Raw genomic sequence first — 21052 nt, forward strand, 5'->3', positions numbered from 1 at the left:
GGATTTCCGGGTTGTCAACGGAACAGACGGAAGCCGCAGAAAACAGCACAGGGGCAGGAGGGGTGTCCTTGGGTGCGGAACACCCCTAACGTCACCTGCCTCACCGTGCTGGGTTCTCATGAAGGTGCACAGTGGGCCGCATGACGACTTCACGAGAAGTGCAACTCGCGGCCCGGCCCCAGGGCGAACCCCAGCACAGCGATTTCAACATCGTGGACATCGAACTGGCCGCCCCTGGCCAGGGTCAGATTCAGGTGCGCAACCTGTTCCTGACCGTCGACCCGTACATGCGCGGCCGCATGAACGACGTCAAGAGCTACACCCCTCCCTTCGCGCTGGGTGAAACCATGACCGGCGGGGCCGTCGGCGTCGTCACGCACAGCGAGGACGCCCGCGTGCCCGTCGGCGCGCACGTCCTGCACGACCAGGGCTGGCGCACCCACGCCAACATCGACGCCGGGCGCGTGAAGGTCCTCCCGGAACTCGACGGCGTGCCCCTGAGCGCCTATCTGGGCGTGCTGGGCATGCCCGGCCTGACTGCCTACGCGGGCCTGCTGCGCACCGCTGAATTCAAGCCCGGCGACGTGGTGTTCGTGTCCGGCGCGGCCGGCGCGGTCGGCAGCGCCGTCGGCCAGATCGCCCGCCTGAAAGGCGCGGGCCGCGTGATCGGCAGCGCCGGCAGCGCCGAGAAAGTCGCACACCTGACCGGTGAGCTGGGCTTCGACGCCGCCTTCAACTACAAGGAAGGCCCCGTCGGCGAGCAGCTCAAGAAGGCCGCGCCGGACGGCATCGACGTGTACTTCGACAACGTCGGCGGCGAGCACCTCGAGGCGGCCATCAGCGCCATGCACTCCATGGGCCGCGTCGCCATCTGCGGCATGATCAGCCAGTACAACTCCACCGAACCCACCCCCGGCCCCCGCAACATGGTGCAGATCATCGGCAAGCAACTCACGGTGCGCGGCTTCCTGGTCACCCCCCACTACGACCTGTTCGACACCTTCGCGCAGGAAGTCGGGGGCTGGATCGCCAGCGGCCAGATGAAATTCGACGAGACCGTCCTGGACGGCATCGACAACACCCCCGCCGCGTTCATGGGCCTGCTCAAGGGCCAGAACACCGGCAAGATGATCGTCAAGCTGTAAGACCGACTCCGATTGAATGGGTTGCAAAACCCGTGCATAGGAGGGGGGCCGGACGCTCAGCGTGTCCGGCCCCCCTTCTCGTTGTGCTGCGTTCTCGTTGCGCTGCGTTTACGCCAGCGCGGCGATGACGGCGTTCGTGAATTCCTCGGTGCCGGCGGTGCCGCCGAGGTCGCGGGTGCGCGGCCCCTCGATCATGACCTTGTTCACGGCGTTGTCGATGCGGCGGGCCGTTTCGTGGTCACCGATGTGGTCGAGCATCAGCACGGCGGCCAGGATGGTCGCGGTGGGGTTGCTGATGCCCTGCCCGGCGATGTCCGGGGCGCTGCCGTGCACGGACTCGAAGATGCCGAACTTGTCGCCCACGTTGCCGCTGGCGGCGATGCCCAGACCGCCGACCAGTCCGGCGGCGAGGTCCGAGAGGATGTCGCCGAACATGTTGGTCATGACCATCACGTCGAACTGCTGGGGGTTGCGGACCAGCTGCATGGCGGCGTTATCCACGATCATGGTGCTGGTGTTCAGGCCATCCACGGTCGCGGCGTGGTCGAGGATGGTGTTCAGGAACAGGCCCTGCGTGACGGGCAGCACGTTGGCCTTGTGCACGACCGTCAGGCGCTTGTCGCGCTTCATGGCGAGGTCGGCGGCGAACTTGCCGATGCGCTCGCTGGCGTCCTTGGTGATGACCGTGTCGGCGATGGCGGTGTCGCCGTAGCGGCGTTCCTGTTCCACGTACAGACCCTGGGTGTTCTCACGGACGATCACGAGGTCGACGTTCTCGTACGCGCCGGGCACGGGGCGGGTCTTGGTGGGGCGCACGTTGGCGTACAGGCCGTACTTCTGGCGCAGGTGGCGGATCGCACCGGAGAACCCGGCGGGTTTCTGGCCGGTGGGGCTGGTGGCCGCGCCGAACAGGGTGGCGTGCGTGTTCTCCACGGCGTCGTAGGTGGCCTGCGGGGTGCTGGTGCCGTGGTCGAGGAAGTACTCGTACCCGGCCTCGGCGTGAACGTACTCGGCGCTGAAGCCGGCGGCGTCCAGCACGCGGCGGGTCGCGGGAATGACTTCGTGGCCGATGCCGTCGCCTTCAATTAAACAGATGCGGTAAGTCGCCATAACCTGCACAGTCTAATGCACCTTTGTATTCCTCTTCACCCTTACGGGGGTCGTGGCACGTCACCCGCCGCGTGACGCACCCCCTGCTGGAAGCGTTTCATCCGGCTGGGCGCGGGGATTCCGGCGAGGCCATGATCTGCCCGGCCAGCCCGTGGGCCAGCAGCGGCCCCAGCAGGAAGCCCTTGCTGCTCAGGCCGCTCAGCCGCCACGAACCGTCGGGTTGCGGCCCGGCGCGCAGCCCGGACAGGCGCGACCCGGTCCAGCGGCCCGTGACCCGCGCGCCCCGCAGCCCGGTCAGCGCCTCACCCTTGCCCAGCAGCCAGCCCAGCGATCCCAGCGGCAACCTCTCCGGCGCCCAGCTCGGCGCGGGCGTCTCGAAGGTCGCGCCCAGCACCCCGCCCGCCGCTGCCGGGGCGAGGTACGCGCCGAAACTGACGGGCACGCCGGTCACGGCGCGGTCCAGGGTCAGCAGGGTGCCCATGCGGTGCGTGCCCGCCTCGCCCCGCCACGCGCTGCCCACTGAGCCGCCGCAGAAGACCACGGCGTCGGCGTGCAGGGTCTCGGCTGGCAGGGTATCGCCGCCCGCCAGCGTGACCGTGCGCGCCGTCCAGTCCTGCGCCCGCCCCCGCACGACCCGTGCGCCCGACGCCCCCAGCAGCGCGTCCGCCAGCGCCCCGCCGTCCAGCCAGCCGCCTTCCGGCAGGTGCAGCGCGTGCGCCCAGCCGGTTGCCAGGGGTGCAGGCGCGTCGGCCAGGGCCAGCCACTCGTGGCGCAGCGCGGCCGGCAGGTTCCGCTCGAAGCGCGCCCGCGTCCGGTCGTCCGGGATGGGCCGCAGCACGCCCGTCTGCCCGTGCGGCACCGACCAGCCCGCCGCGCCCAGGTCGCGCAGCAGCGCCCAGGTGAAGGCCATGCCCTCCAGCGCCCGCGCGTCCACGCCGCCCGACTGCCCGCGCACCGGGTTCACCAGCGCACTCGGCACCCGGCTGGCCGCGTGCTGCGCGGCGTCCACGACCGTCACCTGCGCCCCGCCCCGTGCCAGGAAGTACGCCACCGACGCCCCCGCGATCCCCGCCCCGATCACGACGACGTGCATCAGCCCTCCCGCACGGCGCGCAGGCACTCGCGTTTGCCGGGCGCGCCGGGGCGGCGTTCCACGCGCAGCCCGGCCGCCTCCAGCGCGCGGCGCACGTGCCCGGCGGCGCTGTACGTGCCCAGCACCCCGCCCGGCGCGAGCGTGCCCGCCACCCGCGCCACGAACTCCGGCGTCCAGACCTCCGGGTTGCGGGACGGCGAGAATCCGTCCAGGTACAGCGCGCTGGCCCAGGCGTCCGGCAGCGCGGCGGTCAGCACGTCCGCGAAGGTGACGGTCACGCTCACGCCGCCCGCCTGCACCTGGAGTTCCTGCGGCAGGTCCTGCGGGCTCAGTCCCGCCTCCGGCCACGCCGCGAGCAGCGCCTCCCAGACCGGGTGCGCCGCGCCCTGCCCGCCGTTTCCTACCTCGCGCAGCAGGTCGCGGGGGGCCGGGTCGAACTCGAAGGCGTGGTAGGCCAGGGCCGCGCCGCGCGCCGCCGCGTCCGCCACGGTCGCGCGGAAGTTCACGCCCAGCCCGAACCCCACCTCCAGCACGCGCGGGGCCGGGTGAACGTGCGTGCCCGTGCCCTCCAGAAAGACATGCCGCGCCTGCGCCGCCGCGCCGTGCCGCGACCCGTATGCCTCGCCGAAGCGGGTGTTGTGCGCCGTGCGCGACCCGTCCGGCGTGAGCAGAATCCCGCCGGGCGCGGCGTCAGGCAGGGCTGGAAGGGGAGAGGCGTCGTCCGGCATCACCCCCCACGATACGGGAGGGCCAGCGCTGCGGCACAGGGACAGGCGGCCGGTCCATGAGGCTGGGGGCGCGGGGTGTACACTCGGCAGTACCCAGCTTGCACGTTCACGGTTGCCGGTGTGCGTTCGCCCGCCTCCCAGTCCCCCACAAAGGATCGGTGGTTCGTGTGCCCGTTCGGATCGTCAGTCTCGCCGCCCACAGCGGCGCCGGTAAAACCACGCTCTCCGAGGCCCTGTTGCTGCGCAGCGGGGCCATTTCACGCGCCGGACGCGTTGAGGACGGCACCGCCCACAGCGACCACACTGACATCGAGAAAGCCCACGGCTTCAGCGTCATGACCGGCGTGCTGCGCCTGACCCACTGCGGGACGGACATCACGCTGCTCGACACGCCCGGCTACGCGGACTTCGTGCGCGAGATCCGGGGCGGCATCCGCGCCGCCGACACTGCCGTGATCGTCGTCAGTGCCGTCAGCGGCGTCGAGGTCGGCACCGAACGCGTCTGGGCGACCGCCGACCGCTTCGGCATGCCGCGCCTGATCGCCGTGAACCAGATGGACCGCGAGCGCGCCGACTACCACGCCGTCCTCGCCGACCTGCGGGCCAGCCTCAGCGGCCCGGTCGCCCCGGCGTTCCTGCCGCTCGGCGAGGGCGCCGACTTCCGGGGTGTAATCGACGTCCTGACCGGCGAGGTCAGCCCCCCACAGGACCTGCCGCCCAGCGACCGCGCCGCCCTGGCCGGCGCGCAGGCCGCCCTGACCGACGCCATCGTCGAGACCGACGACGACCTCATGAACCGCTTCCTGGACGGCAGCCCCATCAGCACCGACGAACTGCACGCCGCCTTCACGCGCGCCGTGCACGCCGGCACCCTCTACCCCGTCATTCCGGTCAGCGCGCACAGCGGCGTGGGCGTGGACGCCCTGCTGGACCTGATGGTCACGGGCCTGCGCAGCGCCCGCGAACGCGGCCCGGTCAGCGGCGTGGACGGCCAGACCCGCGACCCCACCCCGGACGCCCCCTTCAGCGCCCGCGTGTGGCGCGTCAGCCTCGACCCCTTCGTGGGCAAGCAGGCGTTCATCCGCGTCTGGAGCGGCACGCTGCGCCCCGGCGACACCATCCGCAACACCACCCAGGGCGGCGACCTGCGCGCCGCGCACCTGTACCTCCCGAACGGCCGCGACCTGACCGAGGTGGGCGAACTGCCCGCCGGGAGCATCGGCGTCCTGACCAAACTCCCGGACCTGCACGCCGGAGACACCCTCGCCGACCCCGCCGACCCCATCCTGTACGACCCGCTGTGGCTGCCGGAACCCGCGCACACCGTCGCCATCCACCCCGTCAGCCGCCAGGACGAGGACCGCCTGGGTCCCGCCCTGACCCGCCTGACCGACGAGGACCCCACCCTGCACTACGCCCGCGACCCCCAGACCGGCGAGGGCCTGCTGTCCGGCATGGGCGACCTGCACCTGGGCATCGCCACCGAACGCCTCGCCGCGCTGGGCGTGAACGTCACCGCCACCACCCCCCGCGTCCCGTACCGCGAAACCATCCACGCGCCCGCCCAGGCACAGGGCAAACACAAGAAACAGAGCGGCGGGCACGGCCAGTACGGCGACTGCCACCTCCGCATCGAACCCGGCGACGGCTTCAGCTTCCGCTCCGCCGTGGTGGGCGGCGCCATCCCCGGCAAGTACCTGCCCGGCATCGAGAAAGGCGTGCAGGACGCCATGCAACGCGGCCCTCTCGCCGGATACCCCCTCCAGGACCTGCACGTCACCGTCCTCGACGGCAGTTACCACGACGTGGACAGCAGCGACCTCGCCTTCCGCGCCGCCGGCGCCCTCGCCCTGCGCGGCGCCCTGGAACACGCCCGCCCCGGCCTGCTCGAACCCACCCGCCACCTGAAAGTCCGCGCGCCCGCCCGCTTCACCGGCGACCTCCTCGTCGACCTCCAGACCCGCCGCGCCCGCGTGCAGGGCATCGACACCACTGGCACCGTCACCACCATCACCGCCCTCGTCCCACAGGCCGAACTGCACGACTACAGCGCCGCCCTGCGCTCCCTGACCGGCGACCGCGCCGCCTTCAGCGTGACCGCCGGCCCCTACCAGCCCATCCCGGACCACCTGACCAGAAAGATCATCGACGCCCGGCAGGAAGAACTGACGCAGGCGTAGGCGGGCAGGTCAGCACGCGGCCCCCGCTCCACCCGCGTACCCTGGGGCATGGCGCACCCGTACCACCACGCGATCAGCTCCAGCCGACAGTTCGGCGGGACGCCCGACGAGTACCTGCCCATCCACAACTGGTTCGACCAGACCAAGGCGCACCTGCCGGACGTCCGCCACCGCGCCGTCCTGCACTCCAGCCTGGGCATCTTCCTGTGCGAACAGGTGTTCGGCCCCACGCTGACCCTGAGTACCGGAAAGAAAGTGCCGGTGCGCCTGATCGGCGAGCAGCACGTCCGTGAGGACATGGGCGGCGAGATCCCCACCGTGCAGGACTGGTTGGGCGACCTGCCCCTGCGCCCCTGGATGGCGCGCGGCGCCGCCCGCCTGAGCGAACAGGAGGATAGCCCGTGAGCGTCTTCCCGCAGGACTTCACCCGCCGCCTGCAGCGCGCCGGGGTGGGTCGCGTGCAGTTCGCGTACCACTGGCACAGCGACGAGAGGCACCTGGATCTGGAGGTGCTTGACGAGGACGGTCAGGCGCTGACCCTGACGTCGGAACTGGAAGGGGAGATCCGGGAAGCCGTGTGGAACGCAGACTTGGGCACGTTCGGCACCTACCTGTGGGACCTCGCCAGCGGTGAAGTGATGCCGTTCGGGCAGCTGACGTACCTGACGGGTGACGTGCTGGGCGGCACTTATCAGGTGACCTTCACTGGCGACCCGGAGGAGACGCTGGCGGCCCGCAGTACCCCCGATCCGACGCGGGCACAGGTGAACGCCTGGGTGGCCTCGCCCGACCCGAAGCTGCGTGTGGCGGTCGCCGGGAACCTGTCCGTGCCGGACGCCTGGGTCACGCCGCTGCTCGGGGACCTGGACCCGTTGGTCGTGCAGGTCATGGCGGCGCGTCCGGGCCGTGCCCCTCTGCTGTCCACGCACCTGACCGACGCTGGGAACCCCATGACTCTGCCCCGCGCGCTGGACACCCTGGCCCGCAGCGAGTGGGCGCAGGTCCGGCGTGCGGTCGCCGCGAACCCCAGCACGCCGGGGCGCACCCTGGCCGACCTCGCGGGCGACCCCGAGTGGCGCGTCCGCCTCGCTGTCCTGACCAATCTGTCGGTGGGGGACGACGTGCGCTCGGCGCTGCTGGCGTTCTTCAGCGGAGCGGACGAGAACCTGCGCCGCACGGTCGCCAGGAACGAACCCATCCCCCCGGACCTGCTGGGCGCATACGCCACCGACCCGGACCCCACCGTCCGCGCCGCCGTCATGGGCCGCGCCGACCTGCCGGGCGATCTGCTCCAGAAGATGAAGTCCGACCCACACCGACTCGTGCAGGAGGCGCTGACCTACCGCCCGGAGAACGGCCTGGAAGAGGAGGACCCCTTTGATGAGTCCTGGCCGCCCGAGGAGCAGTGGCGGGTCGCACAGATGCCCGGCAACGGCGAACTGTGGGGACGATACGACCTCCAGATGCTCGCGTGGGCCCCCAACCTCCTGCCCGAAATTCGCGCCTTGTTCCTGACCCAGCCGGGTATGTACTGGGCGCTGCTCTGCCGCGATGACGTGACCGACGACGAAGTGCTCCATATGGCCAGAAGTGGACCGGCGAACGAGTGGGTGGTCAGGCTGCCGGACCGGACCTTCCCCCCGGCGTTCTTCCGAACGCTCCTGCCGCAGTTGAATGAATCAGAGCAGCGTGAACTTGTCACGCGCTCAGACCTCCCGGCGGACGTCCGGGAGGAGCTGCTGACCCACGGCAGCCCGGCCGTGCGGGCCAGCATGGCCGAGAAGGGCGCGCTGGACGAACCCCTGGCTCGTCGCCTCGCGGCTGATCCGGTGGACTGGGTGGCGAAGATGCTGCTGCGCAACCGGACGTTGCCACCCGGGGTGGCCCGCGAGGTGCTGGCCCACCTGGGACCGGGTGTGCTCAACCCGTATATCCACACGACGGAGCTGCCGCCCGAACTGCTGGGCGTGTACGCCGAGGTCGCCACCGGGGATGTGCTGGTGAACCTCGCCGCCAATCCGTGTACGCCGCCCCTGCCGATCATCGAGCAGCTGCGGTCACTGGAGGCGGACGGGATTCTGCCTCTGCTGAGCGACCCGACCACCCCACCTGGGATGCTGGCGCGGCTGGTGGGGACCGAGCATGACCTCCTGCTGGTGCGTCACCCGAACTTCACGGCGGATCACCTGCACGCCCTGATCACGCAGAGCGTCCGCAGGCACCGCTTCTGGAACAGCAGTTACGGCGACGAGCACCGGCGGATCACGGAATTGCTTCACGTCATGCTGTCCTCCCCATTCATGACTTCGGACCTGTGGGACACGCTGGTTACAACTCAGCTTCTGAACGGGGAGCAGCGGGCCATGATTGCCTCCCGCACTGACCTGCCGGAGTTCATCGCGCGTCGCCTGAAGGAAGACCCCGTGCAGGCCGTCGCGCGGGCGGTGCGGCGCGATCTCTGGCCGGACCTGTAGGACACGGTCCAGTGCGGCGCGGCGTAGCATCCGGGGCATGACATTGCCTGCGCCTGTGATTGCCGATCTGCGTTCCGATACCGTCACGACCCCCACGCCCGCCATGCGCGAGGCGATGGCGCAGGCGCGGGTGGGGGATGACGTGTACGGCGAGGACCCGACCGTGAACGAGTTGCAGGCGGAGGTGGCGCGCCTGACCGGTCACGAGGCGGGGCTGTTCATGCCGTCGGGGACGATGACGAATCAGGTGGCGATCGCGCTGCACACGCGGCGGGGTGAGGAGGTCATCTGCGCGGAGGGGTCGCACATCTACGAGTGGGAGCTGGGCATGATGGCGGCGTTCAGTGGTGTGGTGCCGCGTTTCGTGCCGGCGCCGCTGGGCGTGCCGGCCCCGGAGGACGTGCGCTCGGCGGTGCGGCGCAGCGTTCACCAGTCCCCGAGCGGCCTGATCAGCCTGGAGAACACGCACAACAAGGCGGGCGGAACCGTGATTCCGCTGGCGGTGCTGGACGGCATCCGTGCGGTGGCGACCGAAGAGGGCCTGCCGCTGCACCTGGACGGGGCGCGCGTTCTGAACGCGGCGGTGGCGCTGGGCGTGCCTCTGAGTGACATCACGGCCCGTTTCGACACGGTCAGCGTGTGCCTCAGCAAGGGCCTGGGCGCCCCGGTGGGCAGCGTGCTGGTCGGCACTGCGGCCCAGATGCGGCAGGCGCACCGTTACCGGAAGATGATGGGCGGCGGCATGCGGCAGGCGGGCGTGCTGGCAGCGGCGGCGCTGGTGGCCCTGCGGGAAGGCCCGGCCCGGCTGGCGGAGGATCACCGCCGCACCCGTGAGCTGGCCGGGGCGCTCGTGAACGCGGGCTTCGACGTGAACATGGCCGCTGTGCAGACGAACATCATCTACGCCACCGTGCCGGACGCCGCCGCGCATGCCGACCGATGGGCGCAGCAGGGCGTCCTGTGCAATGCGCTGGGGCCGGACAGTGTGCGCTTCGTGCTGCACCACCAGATTGACGACGAGGCGCTGGCCGGAGCCATCCGCGTCCTGACGGCGTAGGGGGCGCGGACACGCGGTTCCCGCCCTCCGCTCCTCAACTTTCCGTTGACGCGCCGTGCCGGGTGGGCGCGGTAGGCTCGGGGGCATGACCGTTCCGGATTCCGTGCCTGCGACCACCGACCCGCCTGATGTGCCCGCGCCGCGTGGGGTGCGGGCGGTGGATGGAAACCGGGCGGCGCTGGCGTTGCTGCTGGTGCAGAACGCGGTGTCGGCGGGGCTGATTGCGCTGGGCCTGCCGCTGGGCGTGTCGCTGCTGGGGGCGTTCGCGGTGGTGGTGCTGGTGGGCCTGACCGTGTTCCGCGGGCCGATGGACGCGCTGTTCCGGGATGGGCGCTGGCGCACGCCGCCCGCGTGGGGGGTGGCGGTGGCGGCCTTCGTGCTGGCGTTCCTGGCGTCGCGGGCGTTCGTGCTGGCGTTCGTGACGCTGTTCCCGGAGACGGCGGACAGCACCCCGCAGTTCCTGAGCAGCGGCGTGGACCTGTGGGTGCTGCTGGTCGCGGCGGGCGTGCTGATTCCGCTGGCCGAGGAGGTCGCGTTCCGGGGCCTGATGATGCGCGGGCACGAGCGCGCGGCGGGGTTCGGGGTGGCGGCGGTCACGTCGTCGCTGGCGTTCGCACTGGCGCACGGCGCGCCGGTCAGTGTGGTCGGCATCCTGCCGCTGGCGTACGTGCTGGCGCGCGTGACGCAGCACACGGGCAGCGTGTGGAACGCCGTGATCATTCACGTGCTGAACAACACGATCGCGCTGGGGCTGGGCGCGTTCCTGGCCGGGCGTCTCCCGACCGACCCGGAGCAGGCAACCGAGATGCTGTCGAACCCGGCCCTGAAGGTGCCGCTGGCGATCGGCGCGGCCCTGTTCGGGACGGTGGTGCTGGTCGTGCTGCACCTGTGGCTGACCCCGAAAGCCGATCCGCAGGAGCGGTCCGCGCCGGGCCCGTGGCTCAGCGGGGCGTACGTGGTCGTGCTGCTGTTCGGCCTGAGCGCGCTGCTGCTGACCCTGCCGGGCGTCGCCGAGTGGCTGGGCACGGTCCGCGCGTCCCTCCAGGCCCGCTGACCAGCCCCGCGCGGGTGTGGCTGCGGTGGGGGGCTACCATGGCGGTGCTTATGGCCCGTCCTGATTCCCGCCCGTCCCGCCCGACTGCCGCGCCTGCCGCTCCACTTCCGACCGAGTTCCTGACTGGCCCGCGCGTGTTCGCGCAGCGGCTCGCCCCGACCGACCCGGTCGCGTGGCGGTACCTGGGTGTGACGGCCCTGAGTGCGGCGCTGTCCGGGGTGGCGTACGCGGCGCTGGTCGGTCCGGCCGTGAACCTGGCGGCCGGAGTGGCGGGCGGCGCGTCCCCGCTGCTGGTGCACGTGACGAACGCGGTCGGTGGGGCGTTCCTGGCGATGTTCACGTTCCTGCTGATGTGGCTGCTGGGCTGGCTGGGCGCCGGGCGGGCGGGCCGGGCGGCCGAGGTGTACGGCGCGAGTTTCGCGCTGCTGCCGCCGCTGTACCTGCTGGTGACGGTCGTGGCGCTCCTGACGCCCCGCGACGCCTGGATGCCGGCTGCCGGGGCGCTGGCGCAGGCGGGCAGCGACAATCAGGCGGTGCAGCGGCTGGCGCTGGCCGGACTGGCCCGCACGCCCGCCGCGTTCCTGCTGCTGGCCGTGACGATGCTGGGCACGGCGGCGCAGTGCGCCCTGAGTTTCCCGGCGTTCCGTGAGTTGACCGGGCGGCCCGGCCGGGCACTGCTGGGAGCGCTGCTGCCGCTCCTGCCGGCGCTCGCGGTGGGGTTCATCGCGCTGGCGCCGCTGCTGTTCCAGCGCTGACCCGAAACAGGTCGCAGGGGGCCGCCCGGCAACTGGGCGACCCCCTGCGCGGGGTGGGTGCGGTTCAGCCGAAGACGGACCGGGCCGGGTCCCACAGCCGCCACAGTTCGTACAGGCCGATCAGCAGGTGCAGCACGAGTTTGGCGGCCAGTCCGGCCAGCAGGCCGATCAGGGTGCCCCACGCGGCCCGCGCGGCGTCCAGCGGGGCCTTGCGCACGACCAGCAGTTCCGCGATCAGTGCGCCGGCCAGCGGCCCGACGATCAGGCCGAACGGAATGAAGATACCGACCAGACCGCCGACCAATGCGCCCCACATGGCCTGGGGGCTACCGCCATACCGGCGGGCACCCCAGGCCGAGGCGACGTTGTCAACCATGCTGATGGCGACTGTGATCAGCAGGAAGGTCAGCAGGAACGGCAGGTCCGGCCACGGCTGGAAGCCGTCGACCAGCGTGGCGGCGACGGACCCCAGGAAGATGATGACGGTGGCGGGCACGGCGGGCACGAACGTGCCGATCATGCCGATCACCCAGGCGACGAGGAAGATCAGGAAGGCGAGACTCACGCCGTACAGTACGCCGAGCGCCGCCCGGTCGTTCCGGTTGGGCAGGGGAACATAAAGAAAGACCCCCACCGAAGTGGGGGTGTTTGGTTGCAGGGACAGGATTTGAACCTGCGACCTCCGGGTTATGAGCCCGACGAGCTACCAGACTGCTCTACCCTGCGTTACTCTGGTTAAACTTTCTGCGTCTGTGTCGCGGTTTCTTTCGTTCCCGCTCTCAGCGCTCAGGAATAGTACCTCGGGTTTCCGGAACTGTCAACATTGTGTCACGTTGCACGTTGGTGCCGTGCTGCACGCGGGGCTGGTCACGCACCCGCTGACCGCCCCTGTTCGGGGGGAATCCCACCGCCCGCGCCCGCCGCGCCCGTTACCCTGGACCGCGTGACCGACGCCCCTCCCACCCCCCCGCAGGCCAGTGCCGGCGGCATCGAGCAGCGCAAACTGCGGCACATCGAGGCCTGCCTGCGCCCGGACAGCCAGTACGCCGCGCGCGACACCGGCCTGCACGAGGTGCCCTGGCCGTACCGCGCGCTGCCGGAACGCGACCTGGACCGCGTGGACCTGCGCACCGACTTCCTGGGCCGCGCCCTGAGCGCCCCGGTCCTGATCGGCGCGATGACCGGCGGGGCCGACGCGGCCGGGCGCATCAACCGCAACCTCGCCACGGCCGCGCAGCGCCTGGGCATCGGCATGATGCTCGGCTCGCAGCGCGTGATGCTGGAACGCCCGGCGGCGCGCGCCAGCTTTCTGGTGCGCGAGTGGGCGCCGGAGATCCTGCTCGTCGGGAACCTGGGCGGCGCGCAGTTCCTGCTCGGCTACGACGCCACGCACGCCACCCGCGCCGTGCAGGAGGTCGGGGCGGACGCGCTGGCCATTCACGTCAACCCCCTTCAGGAGGCGTTGCAGGCGGGCGGCGATACCAACTGGGCCGGACTGACCGACCGGCTGGCCGCGCTGGTCCCCACCCTGCCGTTCCCGGTGATCCTGAAGGAAGTCGGGCACGGCCTGGACCGCCGCACCGTTCAGGCCGTGGCGGGCGCAGGTTTCGCGGCGCTGGACGTGGCCGGGGCGGGCGGCACCAGCTGGGCGCGGGTCGAGCAACTCGTGCACCACGGGCAGGTGCTCACGCCGGACCTGTGCGACCTGGGCATCCCGACCGCGCAGGCCCTGCGGGACGCCCGGCTGGCCGCGCCGGGCACGCCGCTGATCGCCTCGGGCGGCATCCGCACGGGGCTGGACGCGGCCCGCGCCCTGAGCCTGGGTGCGCAGGTGGTCGCCGTGGCCCGCCCGTTACTGGAGCCCGCCCTGGACAGCGCGGACGCCGCCGAGGCCTGGCTGCGGCAGTTCATTCACGAGCTGCGGGTGGCGCTGTTCGTCGGGGGGTACGCGGGCCTGGACGACCTGCGCGCCGGGGCGGGGCTCAGCGCAGGCGGCCCAGCGAACGGCGGATAAGCTGGTCGGCGTTCAGGTCCGGTTCGGCGGCCAGCAACTCGGCCACGGTCGCCCGGACCTGCGCCTCGCGGAAGCCCAGGGCCAGCAGGGCGTCCACGGCGTCGCGTCCGGCGGTGGTCGTGACCCGCGCCGCCTTCACGCCGCCCGCGCCGGCCGCCGGGGCTGCCAGATGCTCGGGCACCTTGCCCTGCAGTTCCAGGACCAGCCGCTCGGCGGTCTTCTTGCCGACGCCGCTGACGCTGCTCAGGAGTTTCACGTCGCCGCCCAGCACCCCGGCCGCCAGGGCGCTGACCGGCATGGCCGACAGCAGCGCCAGCGCCAGTTTCGGCCCGACCCCGCTGACGCTGGTGAGCAGATCGAAGATCCGGACGCTGTCGGCGTCGTGGAAGCCGAACAGCAGCTGCGCGTCCTCGCGCACCACGAAGCGGGTGTTCAGTTCGGCCGTCTCGCCCGCCGTGAGTTTCCCCAGGGTGCTCGACGGGCACTGCACCTCGTACCCCACGCCGCCCGCGACGATCACGGCGCTGTGTTCACGTATTTCCCGGACCACGCCGGACAGGTAGGCAATCATCCGCCCCAGTGTACATTCCGCTCTGAACAGAACACAGCGGCGGGCGGCAGGTTCACACCACCCCCGCCCCCGCGCGGCCCCAGGGTGTGCTGCACTGTGCAGTGTGCCGACCCTGCGTTCCGCCCGTGAAACCGACCGCGCCGCGCTGCTGAGCATCTGCCTGGAAACCGGCGACAGCGGCCAGGACGCCACCGCCCTGTACCGCGACCCCGTGATTCTGGGGCAGGTGTACGCCGCGCCGTACCTGACCTTCGCGCCGGACTTCGCGTTCGTCCTGGAGGACGACCAGGGGGTCGGCGGGTACGTGTTGGGCACGCCGGACACCGCCGCCTTCGAGGACACCCTGGAACGCGAGTGGTGGCCGCCGCTGCGCCTCCAGTACCCGGACCCGCAGACCACCCCGCCCGCCGGGCGCACACCGGACGAACGGATCGCGCACCTGATCCACCACCCGCCCCGTGCGCCGCGCGAGCTGCTGACCACGTACCCGGCGCACCTGCACATCGACCTGCTGCCGCGCGTGCAGGGAGGCGGGCGGGGCCGCGCCCTGATGCACACGCTGCTGGACGCGCTGCGGGCCGCCGGTGCGCCCGGCGTGCACCTGGGCGTCGGGGCGCGCAATGTCCGCGCCCAGGGCTTCTACCGGCACCTGGGGTTCACGGAACTGGGCCGCACGCCGGGCGCCGTCACGTTCGGACGGCGCCTGGACTGACCCGCGCATGCCCGTGGCACGCGACCTTCAGCGGGCGCGGCCGGTGCGCCGCAGGCTGAAGGCCAGCAGGGCTGCTCCCAGCAGTCCGGCCAGCAGCGCCCCCACCCGGAAGATCAGGCCCTCGTGGCCCGGCTGGCTGGTCAGCAGCACCGGACTCAGGAACTGCCCCAGGAAGATGGCGCTGCTCATACCGGCCGTCACGCGGCCGCGCCACGCGGGGGGGGTCAGGTCGGCCAGCCAGGTGTACAGGTTCGGGAACACCAGCCCGCCGCCCAGCCCGCCCAGGATCAGGCCCAGCAGCGCCCCGGCGGGACTGGCCGCGCCGGAGACGGTCAGCCACCCGGCGGCCAGCAGGCCCAGGCCCAGCGCCGCTGCCCGCTGCGGGTGAAAGCGCCCGGTGAAGCGCGAGTACGCCAGCGAGGTGAGCGCCGCGACCAGCGTGAACGCGCCCAGCAGCAGCCCGGTCACGGCGGGCGCGGCGCCCAGCGTGCCCAGCAGGAACGGTCCCTGGGTGGGCATCAGGTAGAACACGATCATGTACCCGACCGACAGGGCGTAGATCACGCCGATGCGGCCCCAGTGGGGGCGTGCGGTCAGGTCGGCGCCGCCGGTCAGCGGGGCGGGCAGGCCGCCGCGCAGACGCAGGGTCAGGGGAATCAGCAGCAGCGAGATCAGGTACAGCGCAAAAGGCGCGCGCCAAGACGCGGCGGCCAGCAGACCTCCCAGCGGCATCAGGACCGCGCCGCCGAAATTCCCGAACGCCGCCTGCTGACTCAGGAACTTTCCGCGCGCCGGGCCGCTGAACAGGTCGTTCACGAGCGCCCCGGCGGCCGTCATGGTCCCCGCCACGGCCAGTCCCAGCACGATCCGCCCGGCCAGCAGCGACCCGATGGAATCCGCGATCAGGCCCACGCCGCCGCCCAGCGCGTACAGCACCAGCGACACCAGCAGCACCGGGCGGCGGCCGTAGCGGTCGGCCAGCACGCCGCTGAGCGGCGCGGTCAGCGCGATGGCCAGCCCCACGATCGTCAGGGACAGCTTGACCAGAAAGGCGGCGTTGGGCGCGTCTGCAAAGTGCGCCTGCATGGCCGGCAGGGCCGGGGCGATGGTCGCGCCGGACATGATGGTCAGCGTGGACAGCAGCAGCAGGGTGACCTGGGTCAGGCGGTCCGGTGCTTGCCCGGCGGTGGGGGAGGGCGGCGGGGTCGTGAACGGAACGGAGCGGGGCGCGGACATGCCGCCAACGTAGCTTTATTATGTGAAGTACAAAGGTGATTACAGCGGTTGTCGAGGGGGCGTGCCGTATGAGCAGACCACCCGTGGGCAGCGGCACCCGCCGCTCTCTCGGCCGCAGGCCAGATGACGGAGTCGCCCGCCACCCCGCACCCGGTACAGTGAGCGCATGCCGCACCGACCCCGCTGCGCTGCCCCTACCCCGCGCACCCGCTGGCCCGCCCCTGGCCCGCGAATGCCGGGCCGCGCGGCCTGAACGGGCCGCCTGAACGGGCCGCCTGAGGTGCGCGGCCCACACCGCGTCTCCTGCGCCGCTTCTCCCGCACCGCGCTGCGTCGCATCGCGCCGGGCAGGCCCCCGCCCCGGCTGCCCACGGGCGGTCTGGATGGGGGGGCACGCCGGGGCGCACAAAATTCCGTATTCTGACAGGGTTGCCCGGCCCTCCTCTCATCAGGGAGCCGGCCGGGAAGGAAGGTAGACCATGAGCCAAGCAGCACCCACCCCGTTTTTCATCACGGCCGCCATCGATTACGCCAACGGCGCTCCCCACATCGGGCACGTGTACGAGAAGATCCTGACCGACGCCATCGCCCGCTACCAGCGCCTCGCGGGCCGCCCCGTGACGTTCGTCATGGGCACCGACGAGCACGGCGAGAAGATCAGCAAGGCCGCCGCCAAGGCCGGCGTGACCCCGCAGGAACTCGTGGACGACCTGTCCGACCGCGCCTTCCAGGGTCTGTGGAAGACGCTGGGCATCAGCTACGACCACTTCGTGCGCACCACCTCCGCGCGCCACAAGCGCTTCGTGCAGGAGATCCTGCAGCGCGTGTACGACGCCGGCGACATCTACTTCGCCGAGTACGAGGGCCTGTACTCGGTCGGCGCCGAACGCTACGTCACCGAGAAGGAACTCGTGGAAGGCCCCGACGGCGTGCGCCGCTTCCCCGGCGACAAGGACCCCCCGGAACTGCGGCGCGAGGCGAACTACTTCTTCAACATGGAGAAGTACCAGCCGTGGCTGCTGGAGTACCTGCAGACCAACCCCGACCTGATCCAGCCCGCCGGGTACCGCAACGAGGTGCTGGAGATGCTGAAGGAACCCGTCGGGCCGCTCAGCATCAGCCGCCCGAAAAACCGCGTGCCCTGGGGCATCGAACTGCCCTGGGACGCCGACCACGTCACCTACGTGTGGTTCGACGCGCTGCTCAGCTACCTCACGCCGCTCGTCAGCAGCGGTCAGGACGCCAGCGTCAGCGGCACCGCCTGGCACGTGATCGGCAAGGACATCCTCAAGCCGCACGCCGTGTTCTGGCCCACCATGCTGCGCGCCGCCGGGCTGCCCATGTACCGCCGGCTGGTCGTGCACAGCCACATCCTGGCCGAGGACGGCCGCAAGATGGGCAAGAGCCTCGGGAACGCCATCGACCCGCAGGCGCTCGTCTCCGAGTACCCCACCGACGCCGTGCGCTACACCCTGCTGCGCGAGGCGACCCTCAGCGCCGACAGTCCCTACGGCGAGGGCATCCTGATCTCGCGCCTGAACAGCGACCTCGCCAACGACCTGGGCAACCTGCTGTCGCGCACCGTCAGCATGATCCAGAAGTACCGGGGCGGCGTCATCCCGGCCGCGCAGGACCTCGCGGAACGCGACCGCAGCATCGAGGCGGCCGCGCTGGCCCTGCCCGGCCAGATCCTGGCACTCGTCGACGACCTGAAGATCAACATGGCCATCGAGGCCGCCATGAACTTCGTGCGGGACCTCAACCGCTACATCGCCGAGAGTGCCCCGTGGAACCTCGCCAAGAGTGACGACACCCAGCGCCGCCTGGATACCGTGCTGTACACCGCTGCCGAGGGCCTGCGCGTCGCCAGCGTCGCCCTGGAAGCCGTGATTCCCGTCAAGGCCCGCGAACTGCGCGCCCAGCTGGGACTGGCCTCCCAGACCTACGCCCTGGCGCCCGCCTGGGGCCTGACGCCCGCCGGCACGCGCGTGGTGGGCGGCCCGATCCTGTTCCCGAAACCCGAACCGAAAGAAGTCCCCACCCCCGCCCCGGGCGCCCCGAAGCCCGGCAAGAAAGAGAAACCCATGACCCAGACTGCCCCCGAAACGGCCACCCCCACGGCCCCGGCCAACGCCGCCGCCCCCGCTGCTCCGGCCGCCGCTGCGACCGAGAACCTGATCAGCATCGACGACTTCGCCCGCATCGACCTGCGCGTCGCGGAAGTGCTGGCCGCCGAGGCCGTCGCCAAGGCCGACAAGCTCCTGAAGCTCACGGTGAAACTCGGTGACGAGACCCGCACGGTCGTCAGCGGCATCCGCCAGTGGTTCGAACCCGAGGCGCTCATCGGCCGCAAGGTCATCCTGGTCGCCAACCTGAAACCCGCCAAGCTGCGCGGCATCGAGTCGCAGGGCATGATCCTCGCCGCCGAGGACGACCAGGGCAACCTGGACCTGATCGGCACCGGCCTGGACCTGCCCAGCGGCACCCGCGTCCGCTGACCCGCAGCACGCCCAGCCTGCCCCGCCCGGCCCCGTGCCCGGCGGGGTTACTGTTGCCCCGGCCAGCGGCTGACCGCCCTGCTGACCGGCCCGTCACTTGCGTCGGCGCGGGGCGGGCTAGACTGACCGCATGCCGTTTGTCGTGGTCTCTGGCCTGTCCGGAAGTGGAAAAAGCACCGTCCTGCGGACCCTGGAGGACGCCGGGTTCTTCATCACGGACAACCTGCCCCCGGAACTGTGGGGGGCCATGCACGACCTCGTGGAGGCGCGCGGCCTGGACCGGGTGGCGATCAGCACCGACGCCCGCACCCGCCACTTCCTGGACGCCCTGGAAGCCAGTTACGTGCGCCTCTCGCGCCGCCGCGAGGACCTGCGCGTGCTGTTCCTGGAGGCGAACGCGGACGTGCTGCTCAAGCGCTACAACTTCACGCGCCGCGAACACCCGCTGGGCGAGAACCTGATGCTGGACTTCGCGCGGGAACGCGACCTGCTGGCCCCGCTGCGGTCCATTGCCGACACCGTGATCGACACCACCGACCTGAGCGCCAAGGACCTGGGCAGCCGCGTGCTGCAACTGTTCCGGCTGGAACACGACTTTCACCTGCGCCTGATGTCCTTCGGGTTCAAGCACGCCCCCCCGCGCGACGTGGACATGATCCTCGACGTGCGCTCGCTGCCCAACCCGTACTACGACCCCGCCCTGCGGCCCAGGACCGGCCTGGACGCCGACGTGGCCGCCTACGCTTTCGCCGGGCAGGACTCCGAGACGTTCTACGCCGAACTGCGCGATTTCGTGCGCGTGGCCGCCGAACGCGCCCGCGCCAGCGGCCGCCACGGGTACACCGTCGGGATCGGCTGCACCGGCGGGCAGCACCGCAGCGTGGCCGTCACTGCCCGCCTCGCCGGGGACCTGAAGGACCTGAACGTGGACGTCATGGATCACCGCGACATGAAGGTCGGCGAGCACGGGTGAGCGACCCGCCCCTCTCGCAACTGGACGCCCGCCCACGCGAACCGGCCCCGGCCGAGCCGCCCCTCTCGCGCCGTGAGCGCCTGAAACCGGGCCTGAAACGCAGTGGCCACCGCGCCCGCATGTGGATGGCCCCCGGCATCGGCGTGAAGCGCTGGCTGGCGCTGTTCGTCGCCTGCACCCTGCTGGGCGCGGTGGGCGTGCTGCACTTCACCTGGACCGGCCCGCTGCACTTCGTGGCGACCCGCTGGATCCTGTGGGTGAACGCCCTGGTCAGCCCGGAATACATGCCGCTGTACACCGGCGGCGCGGCCATCATGATCCTGGCGCTGACCGGCGCGTTCTGGAGCATCATGATGCTCAACCGCTCGGTCCTGCGCGGCACGGGCACCGCCCCGGAAACTGCCGTGGACATGCTGTACGAACGCCGCAACCTCGCGCGTGGCCCGCACGTCGTCACGCTGGGCGGCGGGACCGGCATGTCGAACCTGCTCTCGGGCCTGCGCGCCCACACCGGCAACACCACCGCCATCGTGACCGTCTCGGACGACGGGGGCAGCAGCGGCCGCCTGCGCGAGGCGCTGGACATGGTCGCGCCCGGCGACCTGACCGACTGCTACGCCGCCCTGAGCGACAGCCCCGTGATGGCCCGCCTGCTGCTGCACCGTTTCCAGCGCGGCGAGGGCATCGAGGGCCACACCTTCGGGAACCTGCTGCTCGCCACGCTCAGCGAGGAGCAGGGTGGCCTGCGCGAGGCCATGAAAGACATCCACGAGGTGCTGCGCATCCGGGGCAAGGTCTACCCGGCCACCACCACCCCCTCCACACTCGTCGCGCGGCTCAGTGACGGCCGCCTCGTCCGGGGCGAGAGCCGCCTGGCCGGACAGGTCGGCGCGGCCAGCATCCAGGAGGTCACGCTGGACCCCCCGGATCTGCCCACCCTGCCGGAAGTGACGGCCGCAATCCACAATGCCGAGCAGATCGTGCTGGGGCCCGGCAGTCTGTACACCAGCATCATTCCGGCGCTGCTGGTGCCGGGCATCGCCCGCGCCATCCGCGAGAGTACCGCGCCGCTGGTGTACGTGGCGAGCCTGATGACCGAACCCGGCGAGACCGACGACCTGACCCTCGAAGGGCACGTGCAGGCCATCACCCGCCACCTGGGCCGCACGCCGGACTGCGTGCTCGTGAACAACGCCATGCCGCCCGCCGACGTGACCGAACGGTATGCCGCCGAGGGCGCGCACCTGCTGACCCTGCACGGCGCCAGCCGCGACCTGCGTGCCCGCTGCGTCCTGCACCCGCTGCTGCAACCCGGTCAGGCCCGGCACGACCCGCACGCGCTGGCCCAGGCGCTGCTGCAACTCGCGCCCCGGCGCACGGTCGGCTGACCCTGCCCGGCGCTGCCTACCCCGCGCTGCCTACCCTGCGCCACCACGGGGGCCGGGCCGCGCTG

18 protein-coding genes and 1 tRNA gene are annotated in these 21052 nt (G+C 71.5%); 12 read left to right on the forward strand and 7 right to left on the reverse strand.

Annotated features, from left to right (window positions below; translation table 11 throughout):
• Positions 1-140: 140 nt before the first annotated feature.
• Complete coding sequence (locus BXU09_RS10490) at positions 141-1145, forward strand: NADP-dependent oxidoreductase (protein WP_078302303.1); 1005 nt, start codon at positions 141-143, stop codon at positions 1143-1145.
• Between the two features lie 108 nt (positions 1146-1253).
• Here the strand turns inward: BXU09_RS10490 and BXU09_RS10495 are convergent, their stop codons facing one another.
• The 3 genes from BXU09_RS10495 to mnmD form a co-directional block, all read right to left on the reverse strand.
• Entirely contained in the window at positions 1254-2255 is a 1002-nt protein-coding gene (locus tag BXU09_RS10495; RefSeq protein WP_055363222.1) for an isocitrate/isopropylmalate dehydrogenase family protein, read from the reverse strand.
• A 97-nt stretch (positions 2256-2352) separates the two neighbouring features.
• Positions 2353-3348 (reverse strand): FAD-binding oxidoreductase, encoded by a 996-nt coding sequence (locus tag BXU09_RS10500; protein ID WP_078302305.1) that lies wholly within the window; start codon positions 3346-3348, stop codon positions 2353-2355.
• A complete protein-coding gene (gene mnmD / locus BXU09_RS10505; protein ID WP_078302306.1) occupies positions 3348-4076 on the reverse strand; it encodes a tRNA (5-methylaminomethyl-2-thiouridine)(34)-methyltransferase MnmD in 729 nt (242 codons plus the stop codon). Before mnmD ends, BXU09_RS10500 begins: the two co-directional genes overlap by 1 nt.
• A 167-nt stretch (positions 4077-4243) precedes the next feature.
• Here mnmD and BXU09_RS10510 point away from each other — a divergent pair, with 167 nt between their 5' ends.
• From BXU09_RS10510 to BXU09_RS10535, 6 genes are all read left to right on the forward strand, one after another.
• A complete protein-coding gene (locus BXU09_RS10510) occupies positions 4244-6256 on the forward strand; it encodes an elongation factor G (protein WP_078302308.1) in 2013 nt (670 codons plus the stop codon).
• Positions 6257-6304: 48 nt separating this feature from the next.
• Positions 6305-6661: a hypothetical protein gene (locus BXU09_RS10515; RefSeq protein WP_078302309.1), complete on the forward strand. Its 357-nt coding sequence runs from the start codon at positions 6305-6307 to the stop codon at positions 6659-6661.
• Positions 6658-8730 (forward strand): hypothetical protein, encoded by a 2073-nt coding sequence (locus BXU09_RS10520; protein ID WP_078302311.1) that lies wholly within the window; start codon positions 6658-6660, stop codon positions 8728-8730. Before BXU09_RS10515 ends, BXU09_RS10520 begins: the two co-directional genes overlap by 4 nt.
• Positions 8731-8767: 37 nt before the next feature.
• The gene (locus BXU09_RS10525; RefSeq protein ID WP_078302312.1) at positions 8768-9787 is read left to right on the forward strand and encodes a GntG family PLP-dependent aldolase; all 1020 of its coding nucleotides are present in this window, start codon (positions 8768-8770) and stop codon (positions 9785-9787) included.
• An 85-nt stretch (positions 9788-9872) separates the two neighbouring features.
• Positions 9873-10841, forward strand: coding sequence for a type II CAAX endopeptidase family protein (locus tag BXU09_RS10530; RefSeq protein ID WP_078302314.1), 969 nt, complete (start codon positions 9873-9875; stop codon positions 10839-10841).
• A 50-nt stretch (positions 10842-10891) separates the two neighbouring features.
• Positions 10892-11596, forward strand: a complete 705-nt coding sequence (locus BXU09_RS10535; protein WP_078302315.1) for a hypothetical protein — start codon at positions 10892-10894, stop codon at positions 11594-11596.
• Between the two features lie 64 nt (positions 11597-11660).
• Here BXU09_RS10535 and BXU09_RS10540 read toward each other — a convergent pair whose 3' ends face one another.
• On the reverse strand, positions 11661-12161 hold the full coding sequence (locus BXU09_RS10540; RefSeq protein ID WP_078304953.1) for a DUF456 domain-containing protein: 501 nt from the start codon (positions 12159-12161) through the stop codon (positions 11661-11663).
• A gap of 84 nt (positions 12162-12245) precedes the next feature.
• Positions 12246-12322 (reverse strand) — tRNA-Met (locus tag BXU09_RS10545).
• Positions 12323-12539: 217 nt separating this feature from the next.
• On the opposite strand from BXU09_RS10545, the gene fni reads away from it, so the two are divergent.
• Positions 12540-13610, forward strand: a complete 1071-nt coding sequence (gene fni / locus BXU09_RS10550; RefSeq protein WP_078302318.1) for a type 2 isopentenyl-diphosphate Delta-isomerase — start codon at positions 12540-12542, stop codon at positions 13608-13610.
• On the opposite strand, the gene ruvA is transcribed toward fni, so the two are convergent.
• Positions 13579-14181, reverse strand: coding sequence for a Holliday junction branch migration protein RuvA (gene ruvA, locus BXU09_RS10555; protein WP_078302324.1), 603 nt, complete (start codon positions 14179-14181; stop codon positions 13579-13581). The two genes, fni and ruvA, sit on opposite strands and share 32 nt — an antisense overlap.
• A 103-nt stretch (positions 14182-14284) precedes the next feature.
• Here ruvA and BXU09_RS10560 point away from each other — a divergent pair, with 103 nt between their 5' ends.
• A complete protein-coding gene (locus tag BXU09_RS10560; protein WP_078302329.1) occupies positions 14285-14893 on the forward strand; it encodes a GNAT family N-acetyltransferase in 609 nt (202 codons plus the stop codon).
• 27 nt (positions 14894-14920) lie between these two features.
• Here BXU09_RS10560 and BXU09_RS10565 read toward each other — a convergent pair whose 3' ends face one another.
• Positions 14921-16129 carry an MFS transporter gene (locus tag BXU09_RS10565; RefSeq protein ID WP_078302334.1) on the reverse strand — a complete coding sequence of 403 codons (1209 nt, stop codon included), beginning with the start codon at positions 16127-16129 and terminating at the stop codon, positions 14921-14923.
• Between the two features lie 478 nt (positions 16130-16607).
• Here BXU09_RS10565 and metG point away from each other — a divergent pair, with 478 nt between their 5' ends.
• The 3 genes from metG (at position 16608) to yvcK (ending at position 20987) form a co-directional block, all read left to right on the forward strand.
• Entirely contained in the window at positions 16608-18626 is a 2019-nt protein-coding gene (gene metG, locus BXU09_RS10570; protein WP_078302339.1) for a methionine--tRNA ligase, read from the forward strand.
• 130 nt (positions 18627-18756) lie between these two features.
• Entirely contained in the window at positions 18757-19599 is an 843-nt protein-coding gene (gene rapZ, locus BXU09_RS10575; protein WP_078302344.1) for an RNase adapter RapZ, read from the forward strand.
• The gene (yvcK, locus tag BXU09_RS10580; RefSeq protein ID WP_346417562.1) at positions 19596-20987 is read left to right on the forward strand and encodes a uridine diphosphate-N-acetylglucosamine-binding protein YvcK; all 1392 of its coding nucleotides are present in this window, start codon (positions 19596-19598) and stop codon (positions 20985-20987) included. The genes rapZ and yvcK overlap by 4 nt, the downstream gene beginning before the upstream one ends.
• Positions 20988-21052 lie beyond the last annotated feature (65 nt).

This window comes from Deinococcus sp. LM3, assembly GCF_002017875.1.
Classification (GTDB): Bacteria; Deinococcota; Deinococci; order Deinococcales; family Deinococcaceae; genus Deinococcus.

What these genes read in the sequence shown, in the direction of transcription:
- rapZ (WP_078302344.1), top strand. Translation starts at nt 18,757, where the DNA reads ATGCCGTTTGTCGTGGTCTCTGGCCTGTCCGGAAGTGGAAAAAGCACC.
- BXU09_RS10500 (WP_078302305.1), bottom strand. Translation starts at nt 3,348, where the DNA reads ATGCACGTCGTCGTGATCGGGGCGGGGATCGCGGGGGCGTCGGTGGCG.
- BXU09_RS10565 (WP_078302334.1), bottom strand. Translation starts at nt 16,129, where the DNA reads ATGTCCGCGCCCCGCTCCGTTCCGTTCACGACCCCGCCGCCCTCCCCC.
- mnmD (WP_078302306.1), bottom strand. Translation starts at nt 4,076, where the DNA reads ATGCCGGACGACGCCTCTCCCCTTCCAGCCCTGCCTGACGCCGCGCCC.
- metG (WP_078302339.1), top strand. Translation starts at nt 16,608, where the DNA reads ATGAGCCAAGCAGCACCCACCCCGTTTTTCATCACGGCCGCCATCGAT.
- ruvA (WP_078302324.1), bottom strand. Translation starts at nt 14,181, where the DNA reads ATGATTGCCTACCTGTCCGGCGTGGTCCGGGAAATACGTGAACACAGC.
- BXU09_RS10490 (WP_078302303.1), top strand. Translation starts at nt 141, where the DNA reads ATGACGACTTCACGAGAAGTGCAACTCGCGGCCCGGCCCCAGGGCGAA.
- BXU09_RS10525 (WP_078302312.1), top strand. Translation starts at nt 8,768, where the DNA reads ATGACATTGCCTGCGCCTGTGATTGCCGATCTGCGTTCCGATACCGTC.
- BXU09_RS10515 (WP_078302309.1), top strand. Translation starts at nt 6,305, where the DNA reads ATGGCGCACCCGTACCACCACGCGATCAGCTCCAGCCGACAGTTCGGC.
- BXU09_RS10535 (WP_078302315.1), top strand. Translation starts at nt 10,892, where the DNA reads ATGGCCCGTCCTGATTCCCGCCCGTCCCGCCCGACTGCCGCGCCTGCC.
- BXU09_RS10495 (WP_055363222.1), bottom strand. Translation starts at nt 2,255, where the DNA reads ATGGCGACTTACCGCATCTGTTTAATTGAAGGCGACGGCATCGGCCAC.
- BXU09_RS10530 (WP_078302314.1), top strand. Translation starts at nt 9,873, where the DNA reads ATGACCGTTCCGGATTCCGTGCCTGCGACCACCGACCCGCCTGATGTG.